Source organism: Pseudoxanthomonas sp. J35 (genome assembly GCF_000513995.1).
Classification (GTDB): Bacteria; Pseudomonadota; Gammaproteobacteria; order Xanthomonadales; family Xanthomonadaceae; genus Pseudoxanthomonas.
Map to the genome: position 1 here is coordinate 26,147 of NZ_AZVB01000001.1, position 20,242 is coordinate 46,388.

The following is a 20,242-nucleotide window of genomic DNA, read 5'->3' on the forward strand; positions in this document are numbered from 1 at the left end:
GTCCTGCGCCGGCCGCTTCGTTCCACCCAGGGGAAACGCGCAAAGATGGGCGCAACGTCCGCACGCAAGATCGGTCCGGTGCTGGCGACCTTCGTGGTCGCCAACAACATGATCGGTTCGGGGTTCTTCCTTCTGCCGGCCACGCTGGCCAAGTCCGGCGGCGTCACCGCGCTGGCCTGGCTGGTGTGCACGGCACTGGCGATGATGCTGGGCGGCGCCTTCGCGCGCCTGGCGCGGCACCATCCGGGCCTGGAGTCGCCCGACGACTACGTGCGGCCCTCGCTGGGCCGCGACGTCAGCTTCCTGGCCACGACCATGTACTGGGTGTCGTCGTGGATCGGCAACAACGCCATCGCCGTGGCCGCGTTCGGCTACCTGCTGGTGGTACTGCAGACCTGGCTGCCGATCGGCGACGGGCCGGGCGTGCGCCTGGGCGGCCAGGTGGCGCTGATCTGGCTGATGTTCGCGCTGAACCTGATGGGTCCGCGGCCGATCGCGCGCTTCCAGTCGCTGTGCGTGGTGCTGGGCCTGCTGCCGGTGGCGCTGATCCTCACCGCCGGCTGGGCCTATTTCGATCCGACGGTGTACCGCGACTCCTGGAACGTCTCCGGCCAGTCCGATGTGACCGTGGTGATGCAGTCGCTGGCGCCTATCTTCTGGGCCTTCGTCGGCCTGGAGACCGGCGCGATGATCGCCGGCGTGGTCGACGACCCGGACCGCAACGTGCCGCGCGCCACCCTCGGCGGCATCGCCATCGCCGGCGCGGTGTACCTGGTGTCCTCGGTGCTGATGATGGGCATCGTGCCGGCTGCCGAACTTGCCCAGTCCGGCGCGCCCTTCGCGCTGGTCGCGGGGAACATGTTCGGGCCGTGGGCCATGCCGATCATCGCGGCGGCCGCCGCGGTCAAGGCCACCGGCACCCTTGGCGGCTGGATGCTGGTCACCGGCGAATCCGGCGCGCGTGCGGCGCAGCGCGGCTTCCTGCCATCGGTGTTCGGCCACCTGCGACCGAACGGTTCGGCCGCCACCGGCCTGTTCATCATCTCGCTGTCGATGACCGCACTGGCTTTCCTCACCCTGGCGCCGACCGTGTCCGGCCAGTTCGAGGTGCTGATCGAGATGGTCGTGGTGCTGGTGGTGATGGCCTATGTCGCGGCGGGCCTGTCCCTGCTGCTGGGCACCCGCGGGCGTCCGTCCAGCCACCGCGAGAAGGTGCTGGGCATGGGCGCGCTGGTGGCCTGCGGCCTGCTGGTCTATTCGACGCCGGGCAAGACCCTGGTCGGCGGACTTGTGATCGCGCTGCTGGCGTGGGCGGCCTTCCGCGGTTTCAGCCGGAAGGAAGCCGCGGCGCGTTAAACTGCGCGGCATGAACACCCCCCAGGTTCCCTACGACCCGGCCCGCCTCGGCACGCTGGCCCGGCTGCTGATCGACAACATCCGCGAGCTTGCGCAGCTGGGCTGGACGCCGGCCACGTCCAGCAACTTCTCGCACCGCCTGGACGACCGCCACGCGGCGATCACCGTGTCCGGCCGCGACAAGGGCCGGCTGGTCGAGGACGACATCATGGTCGTCGACTTCGACGGCCAGGCCGTCGGCCGGCCGCTGCGGCCGTCCGCCGAGACCCTGCTGCACACGCGGCTGTACCGGCGCTTCCCCGAGGTCGGCTGCGTGCTGCACACGCACTCGCCGGTGCAGACCGTGGCCTCGCGCCTGTACGCGCGCCAGGGCCACGTGCGCCTGGAAGGCTACGAGCTGCTCAAGGCCTTCCATGGCAACAGCACCCACGAGACCGCGGTGGACGTGCCGGTGTTCGCCAACACCCAGGACATGACCGTGCTGTCGGCGCAGGTGGACGCCCTGCTCGACCGCCAGGCCATGTGGGGCTACCTGATCGACGGCCACGGCCTGTACGCCTGGGGCCGCGACATGGCCGAGGCGCGCCGCCACCTGGAGGCGTTCGAGTTCCTGCTCGGCTGCGAGCTGGAGCTGCGCAAGCTCGGCGCCCGCTGAGCCGCGGCGTTCCAGCGCCGCAGGCCGCCGTTGCGCTGGCGTTGCCGGCGGGCGGCGGCGCAGCTGGTACCCTAGGCGGTCCCCGGCGCCTGGTGCGCCACGCCGCGAGAACGCCCCCATGAGCCGACTGCGCATCTTCGACGAGAACGATCCCGGCCAGCCCCTGTTCGCCAGCCGCGACGGGGAGGCCATTGCCGCCGAGCTGGGGAAGATCGGCGTGACCTTCGAGCGCTGGCAGGCCAGCAAGCCGGTCGAGCCCGGCGCGTCCCCGGAGGAAGTGATGGAGGCCTACCGCGCCGACATCGACCGGCTGGTGGCCGAGCGCGGCTTCCGCACCGTGGACGTGGTCAGCATCGCCCCGGACAACCCGAACCGCGTGGAAATGCGCAGGAAGTTCCTGGACGAGCACTTCCACAAGGAAGACGAGGTCCGCTTCTTCGTCGCCGGCTCCGGCCTGTTCACCCTGCACGTGGATGGCAAGGTCTACGAGGTCGAGTGCGTGAAGGACGACCTGATCGCGGTGCCGGACGGCACGAAGCACTGGTTCGACATGGGCGAGTCGCCGAACTTCGTGGCGATCCGCTTCTTCACCGAGCCGGACGGCTGGGTAGGCCACTTCACCGGCACCGACATCGCCGGCCGCTTCCCGCGCTACGAGCCCGAAGCCGCCTGATCTTCAATCCCCTTCCCGATCCCGCGCCCCTCACTGGAGGGGCGCTCGTTTTGTGACCGACATGACCCGCGCAATCCTCACCGACATCGAAGGCACCACCAGCAGCATCTCGTTCGTGCGCGACGTGCTGTTCCCCTATGCGCGGCGCGCCCTGCCCGGCTTCGTCGAAGCGCACGGGCACGAGCCGGAGGTGCGGCGCTGGCTGGACGTGGTCGCGGTCGAGGCCGGCGGCCTGTGCCAGGACGCGATGATCGTGGAGACGCTGCAGGGCTGGATCGACCAGGACCGCAAGCACACCGCGCTCAAGGCGCTGCAGGGCATGGTCTGGGAAGCCGGCTACCGCAACGCCGACTTCACCGCACCGGTCTACCCGGACGCGGCGCAGACGTTGCGGCGCTGGCACTCGCTCGGCCTGCCGCTGTACGTGTATTCCTCCGGCTCGGTGCCGGCGCAGAAGCTGTTCTTCGGCCACAGCGATGCCGGCGACCTGACCGGGCTGTTCTCCGGCTGGTTCGACACCGAGGTCGGCGGCAAGCGCGAGGCGGCCAGCTACACGCGCATCGCCACGGAGATCGGCGTCGCCCCGCACGACATCCTGTTCCTGTCCGACGTGGTCGAGGAACTGGATGCCGCGCGTGCCGCCGGCCTGCACACCGTGCTGGTCGACCGGCCGGCGGACTACGCCCAGCCGCGTGCCGGCGATGCCGCGCACGGCCACACCCGGGTGTCCAGCTTCCTCGAGGTCGAGCTGCCGTTCTGACCCATGCCGGCGCCGCGGAGGCGCCGAACCGGGAATGGTTCGCGTTTGAACGCGCGCCGCGCCGGCTGGCTAGACTGCGCGCCACGCAACCAGCCGCTTCGCGCGCCAGTCACGCATCCGCCGCCAGCCAGCCTTCGCCAGCCAGCCGCGGGACATCGCACCGGCGCCCTATTCCCCGGCGGCTTCCTGCAGCCGGTATTCCGTCGAGGCCAGCACCTCGCCCTGCCAGCGGTCGAAGGCGCGCACCTCGACCCGGTGCACGCCGGGAGCCAATGCCGTATCCAGCGCGCCGCGCCACAGGTGGGTGGAATCCACCGCCTCGGGGGAACGGTCGAAACCGCGCAACGCCGGCGCCAGGTCGTCGGCCACGTTCTCCACCAGCAGGCGCGGGTCGGCGCGCTCGACGCGCTTCATCGGCTTCCACGCGCCGCCGTCGATGCGGTACTCGACGCGGGTCGAGGCATCGCCCATGAACACGTTGGCGAACACGCCCCAGGCCGGATACGCCCCCTTCCGCAGCACCTTGGGCGTGTGCAGGGCCATGGCCCGGGTGAAGCCCGGATCGTCGTCGCCCACGCGGGCCGGATGGTAGGCCAGCGCGTAGCCGCCGTCGGCATCGATCGAGAGCGTGGCGTAGCCGTTCGGCGTGCCGTCGGCCATGGTCGCGTCGGGAATGCCCTGCGCATCGGCCACGCCCGACCAGAATGCGCCGCAAGTCGCGCCCACGTTGTACTCGTGCAGCGGCGCGGCGCCCTGCCAGCCATCCTTTTCGCCATGCCAGTAGTGCTGCTGCACGTGGCTGTGGCCGCTGAGCAGGAGCACGCGCGGACGGTCGCGCAGCAGGGCGAACAGGCGGGCGCGGTCGGCGGCGCGGAAGGTCTGGCGGCCGCCGGTGTCGAACACCGGGATGTGCATGCCCAGCACCAGCAGGCGTTCGGCCGACAGCCCGGCCAGGTAGGCCTCGAGGAAGCGGAACTGGTCCTCGCGCAGGCCGCCGACGTAGCCGGGGCCGTGGCCCGGCTGCACGACCACGTCGTCCAGGAACACGAAGGCGGCGCTGCCCTCCTCCACCGCGTAGGTGTCCGGGCCGTAGACCGCGTGCCAGCTCGCCAGCGAGGCCGCGTCGTCCTTCGCACCGGGTTCGACGTCATGGTTGCCCGGCACGTGGAACCAGGGCACCTGCAGCCGGGTGGTGACGGCGTTGAGCTCCGCGTACAGCTCCACCTCGTCGTCGACGAGGTCGCCCAGGGTCACGCCCAGCGCAGCCGGGTGGCGGCCGATGATCGGTTCGACGATGTCGCGGCGGTAATGGTCGATGTCGCGCCGGCTCTTCACCTGGCTGTCGGTGAACACCAGCACTTCGGTGCCCGCAGAGGTCGCATCCGCAGCGGGCAGCAGCGCGAAGTCGGCCTGCAGGCGACCCTTCGCCGGCACCGCGCGCCAGAACGCCGGCAGGCCGTCGGCCGCCGGCGCGAAGCGCAGCGTCGCGGGCTTGACCACGAAGACGTGGGCGCCGGGGCGGGCGTCGATGCGGTAACGCCCCTGCGCGTCGGTGCGCACGATGCGCTCGCCGTCGGAGACGGCCACGTCCGCCAGCACGGCATCGCCGGCAGTGCGCCCGGGACGCCCGTCCTGTTCCAGGTAGACCTGGCCGCTTACCGCGACGGTCGTGGCCGCGTATGCCGCGGCCGGCAGGATGGACGCCGCAAGGATCAGGGCAGCGAAGGCGCGCTGGAACATCGCGTCACCAGGGAAAGGAACGGGACCGCGATTGTAGTCGCCCCCGCCGCCGGCGACCGCGGCGCTCAGCCGCGGTGGCGCCGCTCCAGCACCTCGACCGCGTGGGCTAGCGACAGGCCGCGCGAATGCAGCAGCACGGTGAGGTGGTAGACCAGGTCGGCGGCCTCGCCGAGCAGCTGCTCGTCGTTCTGGGCCACGCCGGCCAGCGCGGTCTCCACGCCCTCCTCGCCCACCTTCTGCGCGATCCGGCGCACGCCGGACTCGAACAGGCGCGTGGTGTAGCTGCCCTCGGGCCGCTCGCGCGCGCGCCGCGCGACCAGTGCGTCGAGTTCGCCGAGGAAGGCGACATCGCCCGAGGCTGGCAGCGGTGCCTCGGCCTGGGCCGGCGCGCTGGCGAAGCAGCTGGCCCGCTGCAGGTGGCAGGTCGGCCCGCGCGGGCGCGCCAGCACCAGCAGCGTGTCCGAATCGCAGTCGGTGTCGATCCCGACCAGCTCCAGCACATGGCCGGAGGTCTCGCCCTTCGTCCACAGCCGCTGCTTGCTGCGGCTGTAGAAGGTCACCAGGCGGGTGTCGAGCGTGGCGCGGAAGGCATCGCGGTTCATGTAACCGAGCATCAGCACGCGCAGGCTGTCGGGGTCCTGCACGATCGCCGGCAGCAGGCCGTCGCCCTTGTCCCAGTCGAGGGACTCGCACAGCAGGGTCGGGCCATGCACGCGGGGCGCTACGGAAGCGGGCTCAGACATCTCTCACCTCGATTTCCCGCCGACGCAGGAAACGCTTGAGTTCCGGGATGGCAATGGTGCCACTGTGGAATACGCTGGCGGCAAGCGCGCCGTCGACGTCGGCAAGTTCGAAGGCCTCGGCGAAGTGCTGCATCTCGCCGGCGCCGCCGGAGGCGACCAGCGGCACGTGGCAGGCCGCGCGCGCCTCGCGCAGCTGGACGATGTCATAGCCGCGGCGCACGCCGTCGCTGTCCATGCAGTTGAGCACGATCTCGCCGGCGCCCAGGCGCTGCGCCTCCACGATCCAGTCGAGGGTGCGCACGCCCGGCTCGCGGGTCCGCGAAGGATCGCCGGTATTGGTCCGCACCCGCCACTGGCCGTCGGCCTCGCGGATCGAGTCGATGCCGACCACCACGCACTGCACGCCGAAGGCGTCGGCCAGTTCCGACACCAGCGCCGGCCGCTCCAGCGCCGGCGAGTTGATCGAGATCTTGTCGGCGCCGGCATGCAGCACGCGGCGTGCGGTCTCCACGTCGCGGATGCCGCCGGCCACGCAGAACGGGATGTCGATCAGCCGCGCCACGCGCTCGACCCAGGCATGGTCGACCGAGCGGCCCTGCGGGCTGGCGCTGATGTCGTAGAAAACCAGCTCGTCGGCACCCTCGTCGCGGTAGCGCATCGCCAGGCCGGCGATGTCGCCCATGTCGACGTGGTCGCGGAAGCGCACGCCCTTGACCACGCGGCCGTCGCGCACGTCCAGGCAGGGAATGATGCGGCGGCTCAGCATGCGGACTTCTCCAGCACCAGCGCGTCGGCAAGCGCCAGGCGACCTTCCAGCAGGGCGCGGCCGAGCACCGCTCCGGCGCAGCCGGCCTGGCGCGCGGCGGCGACGTCAGCGGCGTCGCGCACGCCACCCGAGGCCTGCACGGCCACGGCCGGCGCCAGCGCATGCAGGTGCGCGTACAGATCCAGGTTGGGCCCGGACAGCATGCCGTCGCGGGCGATGTCGGTACACAGCAGGTGACGCAGGCCGGCCTCGACGTAGCGCGGCAGCAATGCGTCCAGGCTCGCCCCGGCGTTCTCGGTCCAGCCGTGCACCGGCAGCTGCCAGGTGCCGGCCTCGTCCTGGCGGGTATCCAGGGCCACGGTGATGCGCTCGCCGCCGAACTCGTCCAGCCAGGCCAGCACGGTCTCCGGCTCGCGCACCGACAGCGAGCCGACCACTACCCTCGCGGCACCGGCATCGAGGATCCGCGCGACGTCGTCGCGCGAACGCACGCCGCCGCCGGTCTGCACCTGCAGCCCGGTGTCGCGGCTGATCGCCGCCAGCAGCGGCGCCAGGGTGTAGCCGCCGGCGCGGGCCGCGTCCAGGTCGACCAGGTGCATCCAGCGCGCGCCGGCGGCGGCGAACGCCGCAGCGCGCGGCAGCGGGTCGTCGCCGTACTGCGTCTCGCGCGCGTAATCGCCCTGCGCCAGGCGCACGACCTTGCCGCCACGGATGTCCAGCGCCGGGTAAACGGTGAAGCCCATCAGAAATCCATCTCCAGGAAGTTGCGCAGGATGCGCGCGCCGGTGGCGGCCGAGCGCTCCGGGTGGAACTGCGCGCCGCAATGGCGGCCGCGCTGGACCACCGCGGTGAACAGGCTGCCATGGTCGCTGGCGGCGACCGTGTCCGCGGTGACCGGCGCCGCATAGCTGTGCACGAAATAGGCGCTGGCACCTTCCGGCACGCCGTCCAGCAGCGCCGACGGACGCATGATGCGCAGGCCGTTCCAGCCCATGTGCGGGATGCGGATGCACTGCGCCGGACGCATGTGCCGGACCACGCCCGGCAGCAGGCCCAGGCATTCGACATCGCCCTCTTCCGAGCCTTCGTATAGCAGCTGCATGCCCAGGCAGATGCCCAGCAGCGGCGCCTGCAGCTGGCGCAACGGTTCCACCAGTTCCTGCGCGCGCAACCGGCGCATCGCTTCCGGGGCCGCGCCGACACCGGGCAGGATCACCCGGTCGGCGCCTTCGAGCCCGGCCGCGTCGCGCACCACCCGCGGGCTCACGCCCAGGCGTTCCAGCGCGTAGCAGACCGAGCCGAGGTTGGCCCCGCCGGCATCGATGATGGCGACGTCGCTCACAGCACCCCCTTGGTCGACGGCAGCGCGTCGCCCTCGCGGCGGGTGGCCTGGCGCAGCGCGCGCGCCAGCGCCTTGAAGCTGGCTTCGATCTTGTGGTGGTCGTTGTCGCCGGTAACGGTGATATGCAGGTTCAGGCCCGCCGCGTCGCACAGCGAACGGAAGAAGTGCGGCACCAGCTCGGTGGGCATGTCGCCCACGCGCTCGCGGGCGAAGCTGCCCTGGTAGACCAGGTACGGACGCCCGCTGAAATCCAGCGCCGCGCTGGCGTGGGTCTCGTCCATCGGCAGGGTGAAGCCGTAGCGGCCGATGCCGCGCTTGTCGCCCAGCGCCTCGCGCAGCGCCTGGCCCAGGGCCAGGGCGGTGTCCTCGATGGTGTGGTGCTCGTCGATATGCAGGTCGCCCTCGGCCTCGATCTCCAGGGCGAAGCCGCCGTGCTTGCCGATCTGCTCGAGCATGTGGTCGTAGAACGGCAGGCCGGTGTGGATCCTCGGATCGGCGGCGCGGTCCAGGTCGACGGCGACGCGGATCTTCGTTTCCTTCGTGTTGCGCTGGACCACCGCGCGGCGCGGCGCGTCGGCCAGCTCGTGGGCAATGCCGGCCCAGTCCCACTCGCCGCCGAACTGAGGGGTCTTCAGCTGGAACGCGCGGATGCCCAGGTTGGCGGCGAACTCGTTGTCGGTCGGGCGGTCGCCGACCATGGCCGAGCGCTTCCAGTCGATCGAGCGGTCCTGGATGTACGGCAGCACCAGGCCGATGCCGGGCTTGCGCGTGGGCTTGTTCTCGTGCGGCCAGCTGGTGTCGATCAGCACGTCGCGGAAGGCGATGCCCTGGCTTTCGAACACCTGCATCATCAGGTCGTGCGGGCCCTGGAAGCTCTCCTGCGGGTACTTTTCGGTACCGAGGCCGTCCTGGTTGGACACCATCACGAACTGGTAGCCGGCATCGCGCAGCTTCAGCAGCGCCGGGATCACGCCCTTGACGAAGCGCAGCTTCCCGTAGGCGTCGATCTGGAAATCCTCCGGCTCCTCGATCAGGGTGCCGTCGCGGTCGATGAAAAGGATCGGGGTCATGCTGCTGCTTCCTGTGCGGCCAGCGCGGCCAGCACGCGATCGTTCTGTTCGGGACTGCCGATGGTGATGCGCAGGGCGTCGCCCAGCTGCGGCGCGGCGCGCTGGTCGCGCACGACCACGCCGGCGGCGAGCAGGCCGTCGAACGCGGCCTGCGCATCGGCGAAGCGCACCAGCAGGTAGTTGCCGGAGGACGGATACACCCGGCGCACGCCGGGCACCGTGGCCAGCGCCGTGGCCAGCCGCGTGCGCTCGCTGCGCACCACGGCCACGCGTTCGGCGGTGCGGGCCAGGGCCTCGTCGGACAGGCCGGCGACAGCCAGGTCCGCGCATGGCGTCGGGATCGGGTACGGTGCCTGGCAGGCGCGCAGCACCCGGACCAGGGCCGGATCGGCGATAAGCGTGCCGATCCGCGCTGCGGCCAGGGCGTGGGCCTTGGACAGGGTGCGCAGCACGGCGATGTTGCGGTGCTCGCCCATCAGCGTGGTCGCCGAGGGCTGCTCGGAGAACTCGCCGTAGGCCTCGTCGACCACGACCAGCGCGCGCCCGGCCAGGCGCCGGGCCAGCGCGGCGATCCCGGCCAGCGGCACGTCGGCGCCGGTGGGATTGGACGGGCTGCACAGGAACACCAGCCTGGCGCTGCCCTGCTCCGCCGCCGCGGCCACCGCATAGAGGTCCACGCCGAAGCCGTCCGGGCCGTCGACCAGCGCCACCTCGCGCAGCAGCGCGTCCTGCAGGCGGGCGCTGACCGCGTACATGCCGAAGACCGGCGGCGTGGTCACGATCGCGTCGCGCCGCGGCACGCACAGCGCGCGCACCAGCAGGTCGATGGCCTCGTCGCTGCCGCGGCCGACCAGCAGCTGCTCCTCGCCGACCCCGTACAGGCGCGCCAGCGCCTCGCGCAGCGCCGGCGGCTGCGGTTCCGGATAGCGGCGGCAACGGCTGCCGGCGTCGGCCGGATTGGCCCAGGGACTCTCGTTGGCATTGAGCCAGATCTCGCCGCTGAAGGCGTGGCTGCGCGCGGAGCTGTAGCCGCCGAAGCCGCGCAGGTCCTCGCGGACCAGGCGCAACAGCGCGTCTTCTTCGTTCGGGGGCTGGCCGTTCATGCGCCGGCCGCCTTCAGTCGCAGCGCGACCGCGTTGGCATGTGCATCGAGCCGCTCCGCCCGAGCCAGGGTCACCGCACATCCGCCGATCGCCTGGATGCCCTTGCGGCTGGCCGCCTGCACGCTGACGAAGTTCTGGAAGCTGGCCACGCTCACCCCGCTCCAGGCGCGCGCCGCGCCATTGGTGGGCAGCACATGGTTGGTCCCGCTGCAGTAGTCGCCCAGCGCCTCCGGGGTCCAGTCGCCGAGGAACACCGAGCCGGCGGCCTCGACGCGGTCCAGCCACCGGCGCGGCTCGCGCAGCGCCAGGATGAGGTGCTCGGGCGCGTATTCGTTGCTGATCGCGAAGGCTTCCTCGATCGAGCCGGTCTGGATGAGGCGCGAGGAGGCCAGCGCGCGGCTGGCGATCGCAGCGCGCGGCAGCGCGACCAGCTGCGTCGCCAGTTCGGCTTCGACGCGGTCGATCAGGCCGGCGCTGTCGGACAGCAGCAGCACCTGCGAATCCGGGCCATGCTCGGCCTGCGACAGCAGGTCGGCGGCGACGAAGGCCGGATCGGCGCCGTCGTCGGCGATCACCAGCACCTCGGAGGGGCCGGCCGGCATGTCGATGGCCGCGGCGCCGGACTGCGCGACCTGGCGCTTGGCCTCGTCGACGTAGCTGTTGCCGGGGCCGAAGATCTTGTCGACCTTGGGCACGCTGGCGGTGCCGAAGGCCAGCGCGGCGATCGCCTGGGCGCCGCCCAGCTTGAACACCCGGCCGACGCCGGCCAGGCGCGCGGCCACCAGCACGGCCGGATCGGCGCTGCCGTCGGCGCGCGGCGGCGTGCACAGCACCACCTGCCGGCAACCGGCCAGCGCGGCCGGCACGCACAGCATCAGCGCGGTCGACGGCAGCGGCGCGCTGCCGGCCGGCACGTACAGGCCCACGCGCGGGACCGGGCGGATCATGCGTTCGCAGACCACGCCCGGCGCGGTCTCCACGCTGTAACCCTGGCCCATGCCGGCGCGGTGGAAGGCTTCGATGCGCGAGGCGGCCTCGGCCATCGCCTGGCGCAGTTCCGGCGCCACCGCGGCCTCGGCGGCGGCGAATTCCTCGGCGGTGACCTCGAAGCGTTCGAGTTCGACCTTGTCGAAGCGCGCGGTCAGTTCGCGCAGCGCCTCGTCGCCGCGCGCGCGCACCGCGTCGAGCACGGCGGCCACGGCCTGGCGGGTGGCGTCGGCGACGACCTGCACCGGGCGGGTCAGCGCGCGGCTGCGCGCGGCCGCGTCCAGCCCGGACCATTGCAGGCGGTTCCAGGCCGGCCGCACTGCATTGCTTCCCACGGCGCTCATGCCAGCGACCTCTCCACGCCCAGGACCATCAGCTGGCGCGCACCGGCGCGTTCCAGCTCCTCCAGCCGCTGCCAGCTCACGGTGCCCTCGCCGCACATGGTCTGCAGGGTCAGCACGCCATTGGACGAAGGCAGCTGGACCAGCGGGCCCGCATCGGCCAGCAGCCGTTCCAGCGCCGGCAGCGCCTCGCGCTCGGCGTTGAACATCAGCAGTTTGCGCTCGCGCACCTGCAGCACGCCATCCATGCGCCGCAGCAGCATCTGCGCCAGGTCGGCGCGGGCATCGTCGAAGCTGCCGGCCGGGCCGGCCAGTACCGCCTCGCTCTCCAGCAGGGTCTCCACCGGCTTGAGCTGGTTGGCCCTGAGGGTGGCGCCGCTGGAGACCAGGTCGCAGATCAGGTCGGCGGTGCCCAGCCGCGGCGCGATCTCGACCGAACCGGACAGCTCCACCACCTGCGCGGCGATGCCGCGCGCCTCCAGCCACTCGGTCAGGATCGCCGGGTAGCTGGTGGCGATGCGCGTGCCCTGCAGCTGTTCCGGGCCGGTCCATTCCCATTCGTCCGGCACCGCCAGCATCAGCCGGCACTGGCCGAAGCCGAGGCCGCGCAGCGCGCGGTACGCCGGGGCCAGGCCGATGCGCGCGCGGGCGCCGGCCTGTTCGTCCAGTTCGTTGCGACCGACGATGCCCAGGTCGCAGACGCCGTCGGCGATCAGGCCGGGGATGTCGTCGTCGCGGACCAGCAGCAGGTCGACCGGCAGCGATTCGCCGTAGCAGAACAGCTTGTCGCGGCTCTCGCGCCAGCTCAGTCCGCAGGAAGCCAGCAGGGCGCGGGCCGGCTCGGCCAGGCGGCCGCTCTTCTGGATGGCGATCCGCAGGCGGTCGCGGGTGGCCGATCCCAGGGGGGGAGTCATCGTGTCGTTTCCGCGCTGGAGGTGAGGCTCCGGCCCAGGGCCAGTGCATAGCCGCCGGCACCGCGCTCCAGCGTGCGCGCGACCCGGCCGATGGTGGTGACGCTGACCCCGGTCAGCTCGTAGATCTCGCGATACGGCACGCCCTTCAGCAGCAGTGGCACCACCCCCCAGCGGTCGACCATCGCCTCCAGCTCGGCCGGGGTGCACAGGTCGCGCAGGAAGGCCGCGACCTCCTCGCCGGTCTGCAGCGAGGCGATGGCATCGGCCAGCACCTGCAACGCCTGGTCGGAGGGGCGGGCGGAAGCGGGAGTGGGACGGGGCTTCATGACGTATCAACGTATTAGCGTGCTAATACATTACGCCGCAGCGCAGCATCGGTCAATCGCCGGGGCGGGAACGGAACAGGACCGTTCAGCCTTGCCACGGCACCGGTGCCTCGCCGCCCCTCTTGGCCCTGCTCAGTTGATGGGCTTCGGGTCCCCGTCCAAGCGCGGGAGCGTGGCCCTCGACCGCCCGGACCGGGTGGAATGCGGGGAATGTTTCGCCCCTGCCGGATCCTCGCGGGGAGGGTTCAGAGGCTTTTCACCAGGTCTTCTCGGCTCGATGTACCAACTCGTCGGCCGAGGCGTTGCGGTGCAGGGCTGTCCGCGGACGCCTACACTGCCGGAAGGGTGGACGGGTTCCGGGGGGCGGATGGCGCAACGGAAACACGGCAGGCTCTGGTGCTGGGTGGGCGCGGTGCTGGGACTCGTCCTGGCCGCGCCGGCGCTGGCGCAGGCGCTGCTCGACCGCAACCACGGCCAGCTCGCGCTGGCCCCGCACACCCGTTACCTGCACGACGGGACCGGCACGATGGATGTCGCCGATGCCTGGCGCGAAGTGGACCAGGGCCGCTTCGAGGCCCTGCCCGCCACCGGCGCGGCCTTCGGCTTCCAGCACGGCGCGTTCTGGTTCCACGTCCCGGTGAGCAACCAGGACACGCGCCAGCGGCAGTGGCTGCTGGTGCAGGAATACCCGCTCAGCGACCGCCTGGACCTGTGGGTGCGCCACGCCGACGGCCGGGTCGAACACCATGCCGGCGGTGATCACCTGCCGTTCGACGCGCGCGCCGTGCGCTACCGCTACCCGAACTTCATGCTCGAACTGCCGCCGGGCGAGCGCGCCGACCTGCTGCTGCGGGTGCAGAGCCAGAGCTCGATGCAGGTGCCGCTGACCCTGTACACGCCGGCGACGTTCATCGAGCTGTCGCGCGACGCGCAGTTCGCCATCGGCATCTACTACGGCATCCTGGTCGCGCTTTTCTTCTACAACCTGGTGCTGTGGCTGGCGCTGCGCGACGCCAGCTACTTCTGGTACCTGTTCCACATCGGCGCCTTCGGCCTGGTGCTGCTGACCCTCAACGGCCTGGGCTTCGAGTACCTGTGGCCGGGTTCGCCGTGGCTGGCCGACCTGTCGGTGCCGCTGTCGATCTGCCTGGCGCAGGTGGGCATGCAGCAGTTCGCGCGGGTGTTCCTGCGCCTGCGCACGGCCTGGCCGGCCGGCGACCGGGTGACCATCGGCTGCATCGCCTACTTCATGGCCCTGGGCATCGCCTCGGTCTGGCTGCCCTACCGCATCGCCACGCCACTGGCGTCGGCGTCGGTATTCCTGAGCATCGGCTGGATCCTCACCGTCACCCTGGTGGCGATGCGCCGCGGCGACCGCTCGGCGCGGCTGTTCCTGCTGGCCTGGGCGACGTTCCTGCTGGGCACGGCGATGTTCACCCTGCTGGCCTTCGGCCTGCTGCCGAAGTCGTTCCTGACCGGGTACGGCGTGCAGATCGGCTCGGCCCTGGAAATGCTGCTGCTGTCGGTGGCGCTGAGCTACCGTTACGCCTCGCTGCGCAACGAGAACGAACGCATCGTGCGCCGCGCCAAGCTGCAGCTGGAATCGCAGGTGCTGGAACGCACCGGCGAGCTGCGCAACGCCCTGGCCCAGCTGGAGACCGCGCACGCGCGGCTGCGCGAGGCCAGCCGCCACGACCCGCTCACGGGCCTGTACAACCGCGGCTGGTTCCGCGAGCGATTCGAGTCGCTGCTGGAAGCCGCGCGCCTGCAGGAGCAGCCGCTGTCGCTGCTGATGGTCGACCTGGACCATTTCAAGGCGATCAACGACCGCCACGGCCACCTGGTCGGCGACGACTGCCTGCGCCGCTGCGCACGGATCGTCGAGGCGGTGCTGCGCCCGCACCACGCTCTGGTGGCGCGCTACGGCGGCGAGGAATTCATCGCCGCCCTGCCCGGCATGGACGTGCACCGCGCCCGCGAGCTGGCCGAGGAGATCTGCGAACGCCTGCGCGCCGGACCGATCCGCACGCGCGGACCGGAAGTGATGGTCACCGCCAGCATCGGCGTACACGTGGTCGACACCGCCGACCCCAGCCCCGGCATCGCCAGCGACCTGGCCCTGCAGGTGGTGGACACGGCGCTGTACGCGGCCAAGTCCGCCGGCCGCGACCAGGTCCACGTCGCCGGCGGCTAGCGGCTAGGCGCGGGGCAGCGCTTCCAGCAGCGCGCCGGAGGCGACCAGCCGCACCATCGCCGCGACCTCGCCATCGAGCGCACGGTCGCGCTCGAGGAAGGCCACTTCCTGGCGGATGCGCGCGTGCGCGGCAGCCACCGCGACGCCCGGATGGAAGGCATCGGCCTGGGCCAGCTGCGTGCGCAGCGCCTCGACCTCTTCCAGGAAGCGGCCGCGCGCCGGTGCGTCGGCGGGCGGGCCGCCCTGGACCTTGGCCGCCAGCGCGTCGGCGTCGGCGCGGCGGGCCAGCGCGCGGGCGGCGTTGATCATGTCCCGGCGCAGGTCCAGCGCCTGCGCGGCGGTGTACAGCTCCAGCGCCAGCACCTTGCCCAGGTCCTCGACCATGGCCAGCACGTGGCGCGCCTCGTTGGCACCCATCGACACGTGGTCCTCGGCGTTGGCGCTGGTCGGCACCGAGAACACCGAGGCCGGATGCGCGCGGCTGGCCAGGTCGTTGACGATCGCCGCGGCGGTGTACTGCACGATCATGTGGCCCGACTCGGTGCCGTCCTCGTTGCCGATCAGGAACGCCGGCAGGCCGTCGTTGGTGGCCGGGTCGACCAGCTTGTTGAGCCGGCGCTCGGAGATCGAGGCCAGGGTCGGGATCGCCGCCTTGAGGTAGCTCAGCGCCAGCGCCAGCGGCATGCCGTGGAAGTGGCCGGCGGAGATCACCTGTTCCTCAACATAGGCCGCATCGGTACGGTCGGGGAACACCAGCGGGTTGTCGGTGACCGCGTTGAGCTCGATGTCGAGCACGCGGGCGGCCTGCGCGGCGGCGTCACGCACCGCGCCGTGCACCTGCGGGATGCAGCGCAGCGAATAGCTGTCCTGCGGCTGGTGCTTCTTGCCGCCGCGGAACGGCAGGAAGCGCCGGTAGAACTTCTCGCGGCCATGGCGCTGGTCGGCCGGCACCCAGTCCCAGCCGATGTCGAAGCGCAGCTCGCGCGACTCGTCCGTGTCCCAGCTCGACGGCAGCCACGGCCGGAACTTCGGCACCAGGTGGTACGGGATGTCGGCCAGGGTCGAACCGGACAGCAGGCGGCGCAGGTTCGCCGCCACCTGCACCTGGCCCGGGTGCGGACGCAGCGCGTGTACTTCCCCGGCGAAGGCGCCAAGGCGGCCGGCGAAGGCGTCGATGGTCATCGCCGCGGCCAGGTCGGCCGTGTCGAGCATGAGCTCCAGGCGGTGCAGCGCGAGCACGCCCATCGCCAGCATCTGCGCGGTGCCGTTGTTCAGCGCCAGGCCTTCCTTGTAGGACAGCGACACCGGCTGCAGGCCGGCGCGACGCAGGGCCTCGGCGCCGGGCAGGCGCTCGCCCTCGAAGAAGGCTTCGCCGCCGCCGAGCAGGACGATGGCCAGGTGCGACAGCGGCGCCAGGTCGCCGGAAGCGCCGACCGAGCCCAGCTGCGGCACCACCGGCACGATGCCGGCGTTGAGCATCGCCGCCATCGCCTCCAGGGTCTGCACGCGGATGCCCGAGTGGCCCTTGAGCAGGGTGTTGATGCGGATGCACATCATCGCCCGGACCACGTCGGCGGCCATCGGTTCGCCCACGCACACCGCATGGGTGACGATCAGGTTGTGCTGCAGTTCCTCGTGCAGGGAGCGGCCCGAGGGCCTGGCGCCGGGCAGTTCGTCGCGCAGCGGATGCGCGCCGAGCAGCTTGTCGGCGTTGGAGCCGAAGCCGGTGGAGACGCCGTAGATCGGCTCCTCGCGACGGACCTGCTCGGCGAGGAAGTCGGCGGCGCGGCGCACCGCTTCGAGGGCGCGCGGGTCCAGTTCGACCCTGGCGCCGTGGGCGACCGCGACCAGGCGGTCGCGGGTCAGGCTCTGACCGTCGAGGCGGATGCTCTGCATGCAGGGGTTCCGTGGTGCGGGTGCGGCCGGCTCAGCGGCCGGCCAGGGCGCGGGCCTGTTCCAGTTCGACGCGCAGGGTGCCGGCCAGTTCCTCGCGTGGCACTTCGAACTGCTGCTCGCGGGCCAGGTCCTTGACCGCGACCACGCCGCGGGCGAGCTCGTCCTCGCCGGCCAGGACCACGAAGCGGATGCCGGCGCGCGAGGCGTACTGGAACTGCCTGCCGACCTTGCGCGCTTCCATCTGCACTTCGGTGTTGATGCCGCCGGCGCGCAGGTGGCGGGCGATGTCCAGCGCCTGCGGCAGCTGCGACTCGTCCATCAGCGCGACCATGGCCTGCACGCTGCTCTCGGCGATGCCCTCGATCAGGCCGGCCTCGCGCAGCTGCCAGAACAGGCGGGTCAGGCCGATGGAGATGCCCACGCCCGGCAGCTTGCTCTTGGTGTAGTGGCTGGCGAGGTCCTCGTAGCGGCCGCCGGAGCAGATCGAGCCGATGCCCGGGTGCTCGACCAGCTGGGTCTCGTAGACGGTGCCGGTGTAGTAGTCCAGGCCGCGGGCGATGGAGAAGTTCAGGCAGTAGGTCGACTCGGGCACGCCCATGGCCTTGACCAGGCCGAGCACCTCGCGCAGCTCGCTGGCGCCGGCGCGCAGCACCTCGCTGGCGCCCTCGCCCGCCTCGGCCAGCACCGCGTCGATGCGGGCCAGCGCGTCGGCGTGCGAGGTCGAACGCACCTCGACGAAGGCCAGGATGCGCTCCACGGCCGCGGCCGGCAGGCCGAAATCCGGGCCGGTAAGGGTCTCGCGCACGTAGTCGGCGCCGCGCTTGTCGAGCTTGTCGACCTCGCGCAGGACCAGCGCCTGCTGCTGCGGGTCGGTGACGCCCTGGGCCTCGAAGAAGCCGCGCATCAGCTTGCGGTTGTTGAGCTGGATGCGGAACGCGCCGATCCCCAGCTCGGAGAACACGGCGTGGATCACCGCCAGCACCTCGGCGTCGTAGCGGATCGACAGGGTGTCCTTGCCGATCACGTCGATGTCGCACTGGTAGAACTCGCGGAAGCGGCCGCGCTGGGCGCGCTCGCCGCGGTACACGCGCTGCATCTGGTAGCGGCGGAACGGGAAGCTCAGCTCGTGCTCGTGCTCGGCCACGTAGCGGGCCAGCGGCACGGTCAGGTCGAAGCGCAGGGCCATCTCCGGCAGGCCGGCCGCGGCGCCCTCGGCGGCGGCGTTGGCCAGGGCGCCGGTGGACTGGACGAAGTACACCTGGCGCTCGGTCTCGCCGCCGGACTTGGTCAGCAGCACGTCGGACAGCTCGAAGACCGGGGTCTCCACCGGCAGGAAGCCGAAACACTCGTAGTTCCGGCGTATGACGTCGAGCATGCGCTGGAAGGCGATCTGCTCGCGGGGCAGCAGCTCCATGACGCCGGCGGGGGTGCGGGGCCTGATCAAGCGGGGGACTCCTGGCGGAACATTGCAGGCTGCAATTCTACCTTGGCCGCCCCCGGTACCGGCCCCGGCACCGGTATCATATGCACACCGATTCAGTGGCAATCCGCATGTCCTGGCCTCCGTTCGACAGTCCCTGCCTCACGCCTCCGCCGGAAGAAGCCGGCCCGATCGGATCCTGCCTGCATTGCCAGGTCCGCCACCTGGCGGTCTGCTCGGTGCTCTCGCGCGAGGAGATGCAGGCCCTGGAAGCCGCCGCCAGCGTGCAGGTGCTGGAATCCGGCGCGGTGCTGGCCCGCCAGGGCGAGCCGCGCAAGCACGTCTACACGGTCACCCGCGGCGCGCTGCGCCTGGTGCGCCTGTCCGCCGACGGCCGCCGCCAGGTCGCCGGCTTCGCCATGCCGGGCGACTTCGTCGGCCTCAGCGGCGCCAGCAGCTACCAGCACGACATCGAGGCGCTGGCCGACACCGAGCTGTGCCGGTTCTCGCTGGACGCGATGCAGCGGCTGGGCTCGCGCTATCCGCACCTGCAGGCCAAGCTGCTGGAGCGCGCCTGCGTGGAACTGGACTCGGCGCGCGACCGGATGATGGCGCTGGCGCGCATGAACCCGACCGAGCGCATGGCCGACTTCCTGCTCAAGCTGGCCGCGCAGCAGGCCCGCGCCGGCAACCCCGGCCCGTCGATCTTCCTGCCGATGCCGCGCGCGGACATCGCCGACCACCTCGGCCTCACCGTGGAAACCGTCAGCCGCTGCCTGACCACCCTGCGCACCCGCGGGCTGATCGCTCTGCCCGGCACCTACCGCGTCGAGATCCTCGACATGGCGGGGCTGAAGGCGCTCGAAGCGGCCTGAGCCGCCGGGGACGCTTCCCCGCCTCGCACGACCCCGCTGCCATCCCGGCGAACCGGATCGCCCTGCGGTCTGGCTTCGCGGGAAGCCGCAGCTGCTACCTTCCGGCCACCCGCGCCCTGCCGACCCTCCGGTGAATCTGCCGCATGCCTGACTCCGGGACGGCGCCGTTGAAGGACTCACCGCCCTGTACCTCCCAGCTTCGGCTTCGGCTTGGGCTATGACAGCAACAGCAAAGGCGGTGGGCGCGTCGGCTTCGGACGGAGCCGCGGCAGTGCGAGGGGTATGCCGCATCGCGCGGTTCCGCGTCCGCGCCGGGAATGCGCCTGGGCGCTGGTGACGCCCGGCGCGTCGCCACGCGCCAGCAGCCTGACCGCTCGTACTGCGTTCGCGACCGCGGAACATCCACGCGCCGCTTGCAGCATCCCCCCGCATTGCCGCGCCTTCGGGCGCGTTCGGGTCATGGCTTCGTTCTTGTTCCCCTCTCCTTGGGGCCGGGGGTGAGGGTCGGGGTCCTCGCGGCGCTGGAATGCCCCCGACCCCTCTCCGTGAGCGAGGGGCTAGACGCGTTTCTGGTAGAGCGGGGCTTGCCCCGCTGCCTTTCCCCGGCGTTGGGCCAGCCGGCGTGGGAGTCGGGCAAGCCCGACTCTACAGGGCGGCGCGACTTGCGGGATGACGGGCTCTTCGCGACGTCGAAAGAAGCCATGACCCCAACGCGCCCGAGGACGTCGTCCCACGGGGGTATGGCGCAAGCAGGCCATGGATGGCCTGCGGTCGCGCGTTGGAGCCATGGATGGCGGAACCGCGCGATGCGCCGCACCCCCGTGGGGCGGCGGCCCCGTCCGGAGCCCGTGCCTCCAACGCCTTTGCCTTTGCCTTTGCCGTGGCTGTGGCTGTGGCTGTGGCTGTTTGCTGACGCCACTAGCCTTCAGCATCCGGGGCGGGCATCCGACCGCGCCTCCCCAAAGCGTGGCGAGCGCATCCCCCGGATGCGGCCTGCGGCCTTACCCGGGCTACGACCGGTTTCTCCCCTCTCCCGGGGGAAGGCTCTGGTATCGCGCCGCCAATAGAAGCCCTGGCCTCA

At 71.6% G+C, this 20,242-nt stretch carries 18 protein-coding genes; 6 read left to right on the forward strand and 12 right to left on the reverse strand.

What is annotated here, in order from left to right; translation table 11 throughout:
- The first annotated feature begins 45 nt into the window (after window positions 1–45).
- From PSEJ35_RS0100120 to mtnC, 4 genes are all read left to right on the forward strand, one after another.
- Window positions 46–1,356 carry an amino acid permease gene (locus PSEJ35_RS0100120; RefSeq protein ID WP_028915995.1) on the forward strand — a complete coding sequence of 437 codons (1,311 nt, stop codon included), beginning with the start codon at window positions 46–48 and terminating at the stop codon, window positions 1,354–1,356.
- A gap of 10 nt (window positions 1,357–1,366) precedes the next feature.
- Window positions 1,367–2,011 (forward strand): methylthioribulose 1-phosphate dehydratase, encoded by a 645-nt coding sequence (locus PSEJ35_RS0100125; RefSeq protein WP_028915996.1) that lies wholly within the window; start codon window positions 1,367–1,369, stop codon window positions 2,009–2,011.
- A gap of 118 nt (window positions 2,012–2,129) precedes the next feature.
- Window positions 2,130–2,684, forward strand: coding sequence for an acireductone dioxygenase (locus PSEJ35_RS0100130; protein ID WP_028915997.1), 555 nt, complete (start codon window positions 2,130–2,132; stop codon window positions 2,682–2,684).
- Between the two features lie 61 nt (window positions 2,685–2,745).
- Window positions 2,746–3,444: an acireductone synthase gene (gene mtnC / locus PSEJ35_RS0100135; RefSeq protein WP_037081919.1), complete on the forward strand. Its 699-nt coding sequence runs from the start codon at window positions 2,746–2,748 to the stop codon at window positions 3,442–3,444.
- A 168-nt stretch (window positions 3,445–3,612) separates the two neighbouring features.
- Here the strand turns inward: mtnC and PSEJ35_RS0100140 are convergent, their stop codons facing one another.
- From PSEJ35_RS0100140 to PSEJ35_RS0100185, 10 genes are all read right to left on the reverse strand, one after another.
- Window positions 3,613–5,184 carry a calcineurin-like phosphoesterase family protein gene (locus PSEJ35_RS0100140; RefSeq protein WP_028915999.1) on the reverse strand — a complete coding sequence of 524 codons (1,572 nt, stop codon included), beginning with the start codon at window positions 5,182–5,184 and terminating at the stop codon, window positions 3,613–3,615.
- A 65-nt stretch (window positions 5,185–5,249) separates the two neighbouring features.
- Entirely contained in the window at window positions 5,250–5,927 is a 678-nt protein-coding gene (gene hisIE / locus PSEJ35_RS0100145; protein ID WP_037081921.1) for a bifunctional phosphoribosyl-AMP cyclohydrolase/phosphoribosyl-ATP diphosphatase HisIE, read from the reverse strand.
- Window positions 5,920–6,693, reverse strand: a complete 774-nt coding sequence (gene hisF / locus PSEJ35_RS0100150; protein WP_028916001.1) for an imidazole glycerol phosphate synthase subunit HisF — start codon at window positions 6,691–6,693, stop codon at window positions 5,920–5,922. The genes hisIE and hisF overlap by 8 nt, the downstream gene beginning before the upstream one ends.
- On the reverse strand, window positions 6,687–7,436 hold the full coding sequence (hisA, locus tag PSEJ35_RS0100155; RefSeq protein ID WP_028916002.1) for a 1-(5-phosphoribosyl)-5-[(5-phosphoribosylamino)methylideneamino]imidazole-4-carboxamide isomerase: 750 nt from the start codon (window positions 7,434–7,436) through the stop codon (window positions 6,687–6,689). Before hisA ends, hisF begins: the two co-directional genes overlap by 7 nt.
- Entirely contained in the window at window positions 7,436–8,035 is a 600-nt protein-coding gene (gene hisH / locus PSEJ35_RS0100160) for an imidazole glycerol phosphate synthase subunit HisH (protein WP_028916003.1), read from the reverse strand. Before hisH ends, hisA begins: the two co-directional genes overlap by 1 nt.
- A complete protein-coding gene (gene hisB, locus PSEJ35_RS0100165; protein ID WP_028916004.1) occupies window positions 8,032–9,105 on the reverse strand; it encodes a bifunctional histidinol-phosphatase/imidazoleglycerol-phosphate dehydratase HisB in 1,074 nt (357 codons plus the stop codon). Before hisB ends, hisH begins: the two co-directional genes overlap by 4 nt.
- The gene (gene hisC, locus PSEJ35_RS0100170) at window positions 9,102–10,208 is read right to left on the reverse strand and encodes a histidinol-phosphate transaminase (protein WP_028916005.1); all 1,107 of its coding nucleotides are present in this window, start codon (window positions 10,206–10,208) and stop codon (window positions 9,102–9,104) included. Before hisC ends, hisB begins: the two co-directional genes overlap by 4 nt.
- Window positions 10,205–11,539, reverse strand: coding sequence for a histidinol dehydrogenase (gene hisD / locus PSEJ35_RS0100175; RefSeq protein WP_037081924.1), 1,335 nt, complete (start codon window positions 11,537–11,539; stop codon window positions 10,205–10,207). Before hisD ends, hisC begins: the two co-directional genes overlap by 4 nt.
- A complete protein-coding gene (gene hisG, locus PSEJ35_RS0100180) occupies window positions 11,536–12,450 on the reverse strand; it encodes an ATP phosphoribosyltransferase (protein WP_028916007.1) in 915 nt (304 codons plus the stop codon). The genes hisD and hisG overlap by 4 nt, the downstream gene beginning before the upstream one ends.
- Window positions 12,447–12,776: a YerC/YecD family TrpR-related protein gene (locus PSEJ35_RS0100185; protein WP_028916008.1), complete on the reverse strand. Its 330-nt coding sequence runs from the start codon at window positions 12,774–12,776 to the stop codon at window positions 12,447–12,449. The genes hisG and PSEJ35_RS0100185 overlap by 4 nt, the downstream gene beginning before the upstream one ends.
- A gap of 412 nt (window positions 12,777–13,188) precedes the next feature.
- On the opposite strand from PSEJ35_RS0100185, the gene PSEJ35_RS0100190 reads away from it, so the two are divergent.
- Window positions 13,189–14,970, forward strand: a complete 1,782-nt coding sequence (locus PSEJ35_RS0100190) for a diguanylate cyclase (RefSeq protein ID WP_198014129.1) — start codon at window positions 13,189–13,191, stop codon at window positions 14,968–14,970.
- A gap of 3 nt (window positions 14,971–14,973) precedes the next feature.
- Here PSEJ35_RS0100190 and PSEJ35_RS0100195 read toward each other — a convergent pair whose 3' ends face one another.
- Together PSEJ35_RS0100195 and hisS are read right to left on the reverse strand one after the other, a co-directional pair.
- On the reverse strand, window positions 14,974–16,866 hold the full coding sequence (locus PSEJ35_RS0100195; RefSeq protein WP_028916010.1) for an aromatic amino acid lyase: 1,893 nt from the start codon (window positions 16,864–16,866) through the stop codon (window positions 14,974–14,976).
- Between the two features lie 31 nt (window positions 16,867–16,897).
- Complete coding sequence (gene hisS / locus PSEJ35_RS0100200) at window positions 16,898–18,310, reverse strand: histidine--tRNA ligase (RefSeq protein WP_028916011.1); 1,413 nt, start codon at window positions 18,308–18,310, stop codon at window positions 16,898–16,900.
- 107 nt (window positions 18,311–18,417) lie between these two features.
- Between hisS and PSEJ35_RS0100205 the strand changes: the two genes are divergently transcribed.
- Complete coding sequence (locus tag PSEJ35_RS0100205; RefSeq protein ID WP_028916012.1) at window positions 18,418–19,161, forward strand: Crp/Fnr family transcriptional regulator; 744 nt, start codon at window positions 18,418–18,420, stop codon at window positions 19,159–19,161.
- Window positions 19,162–20,242 lie beyond the last annotated feature (1,081 nt).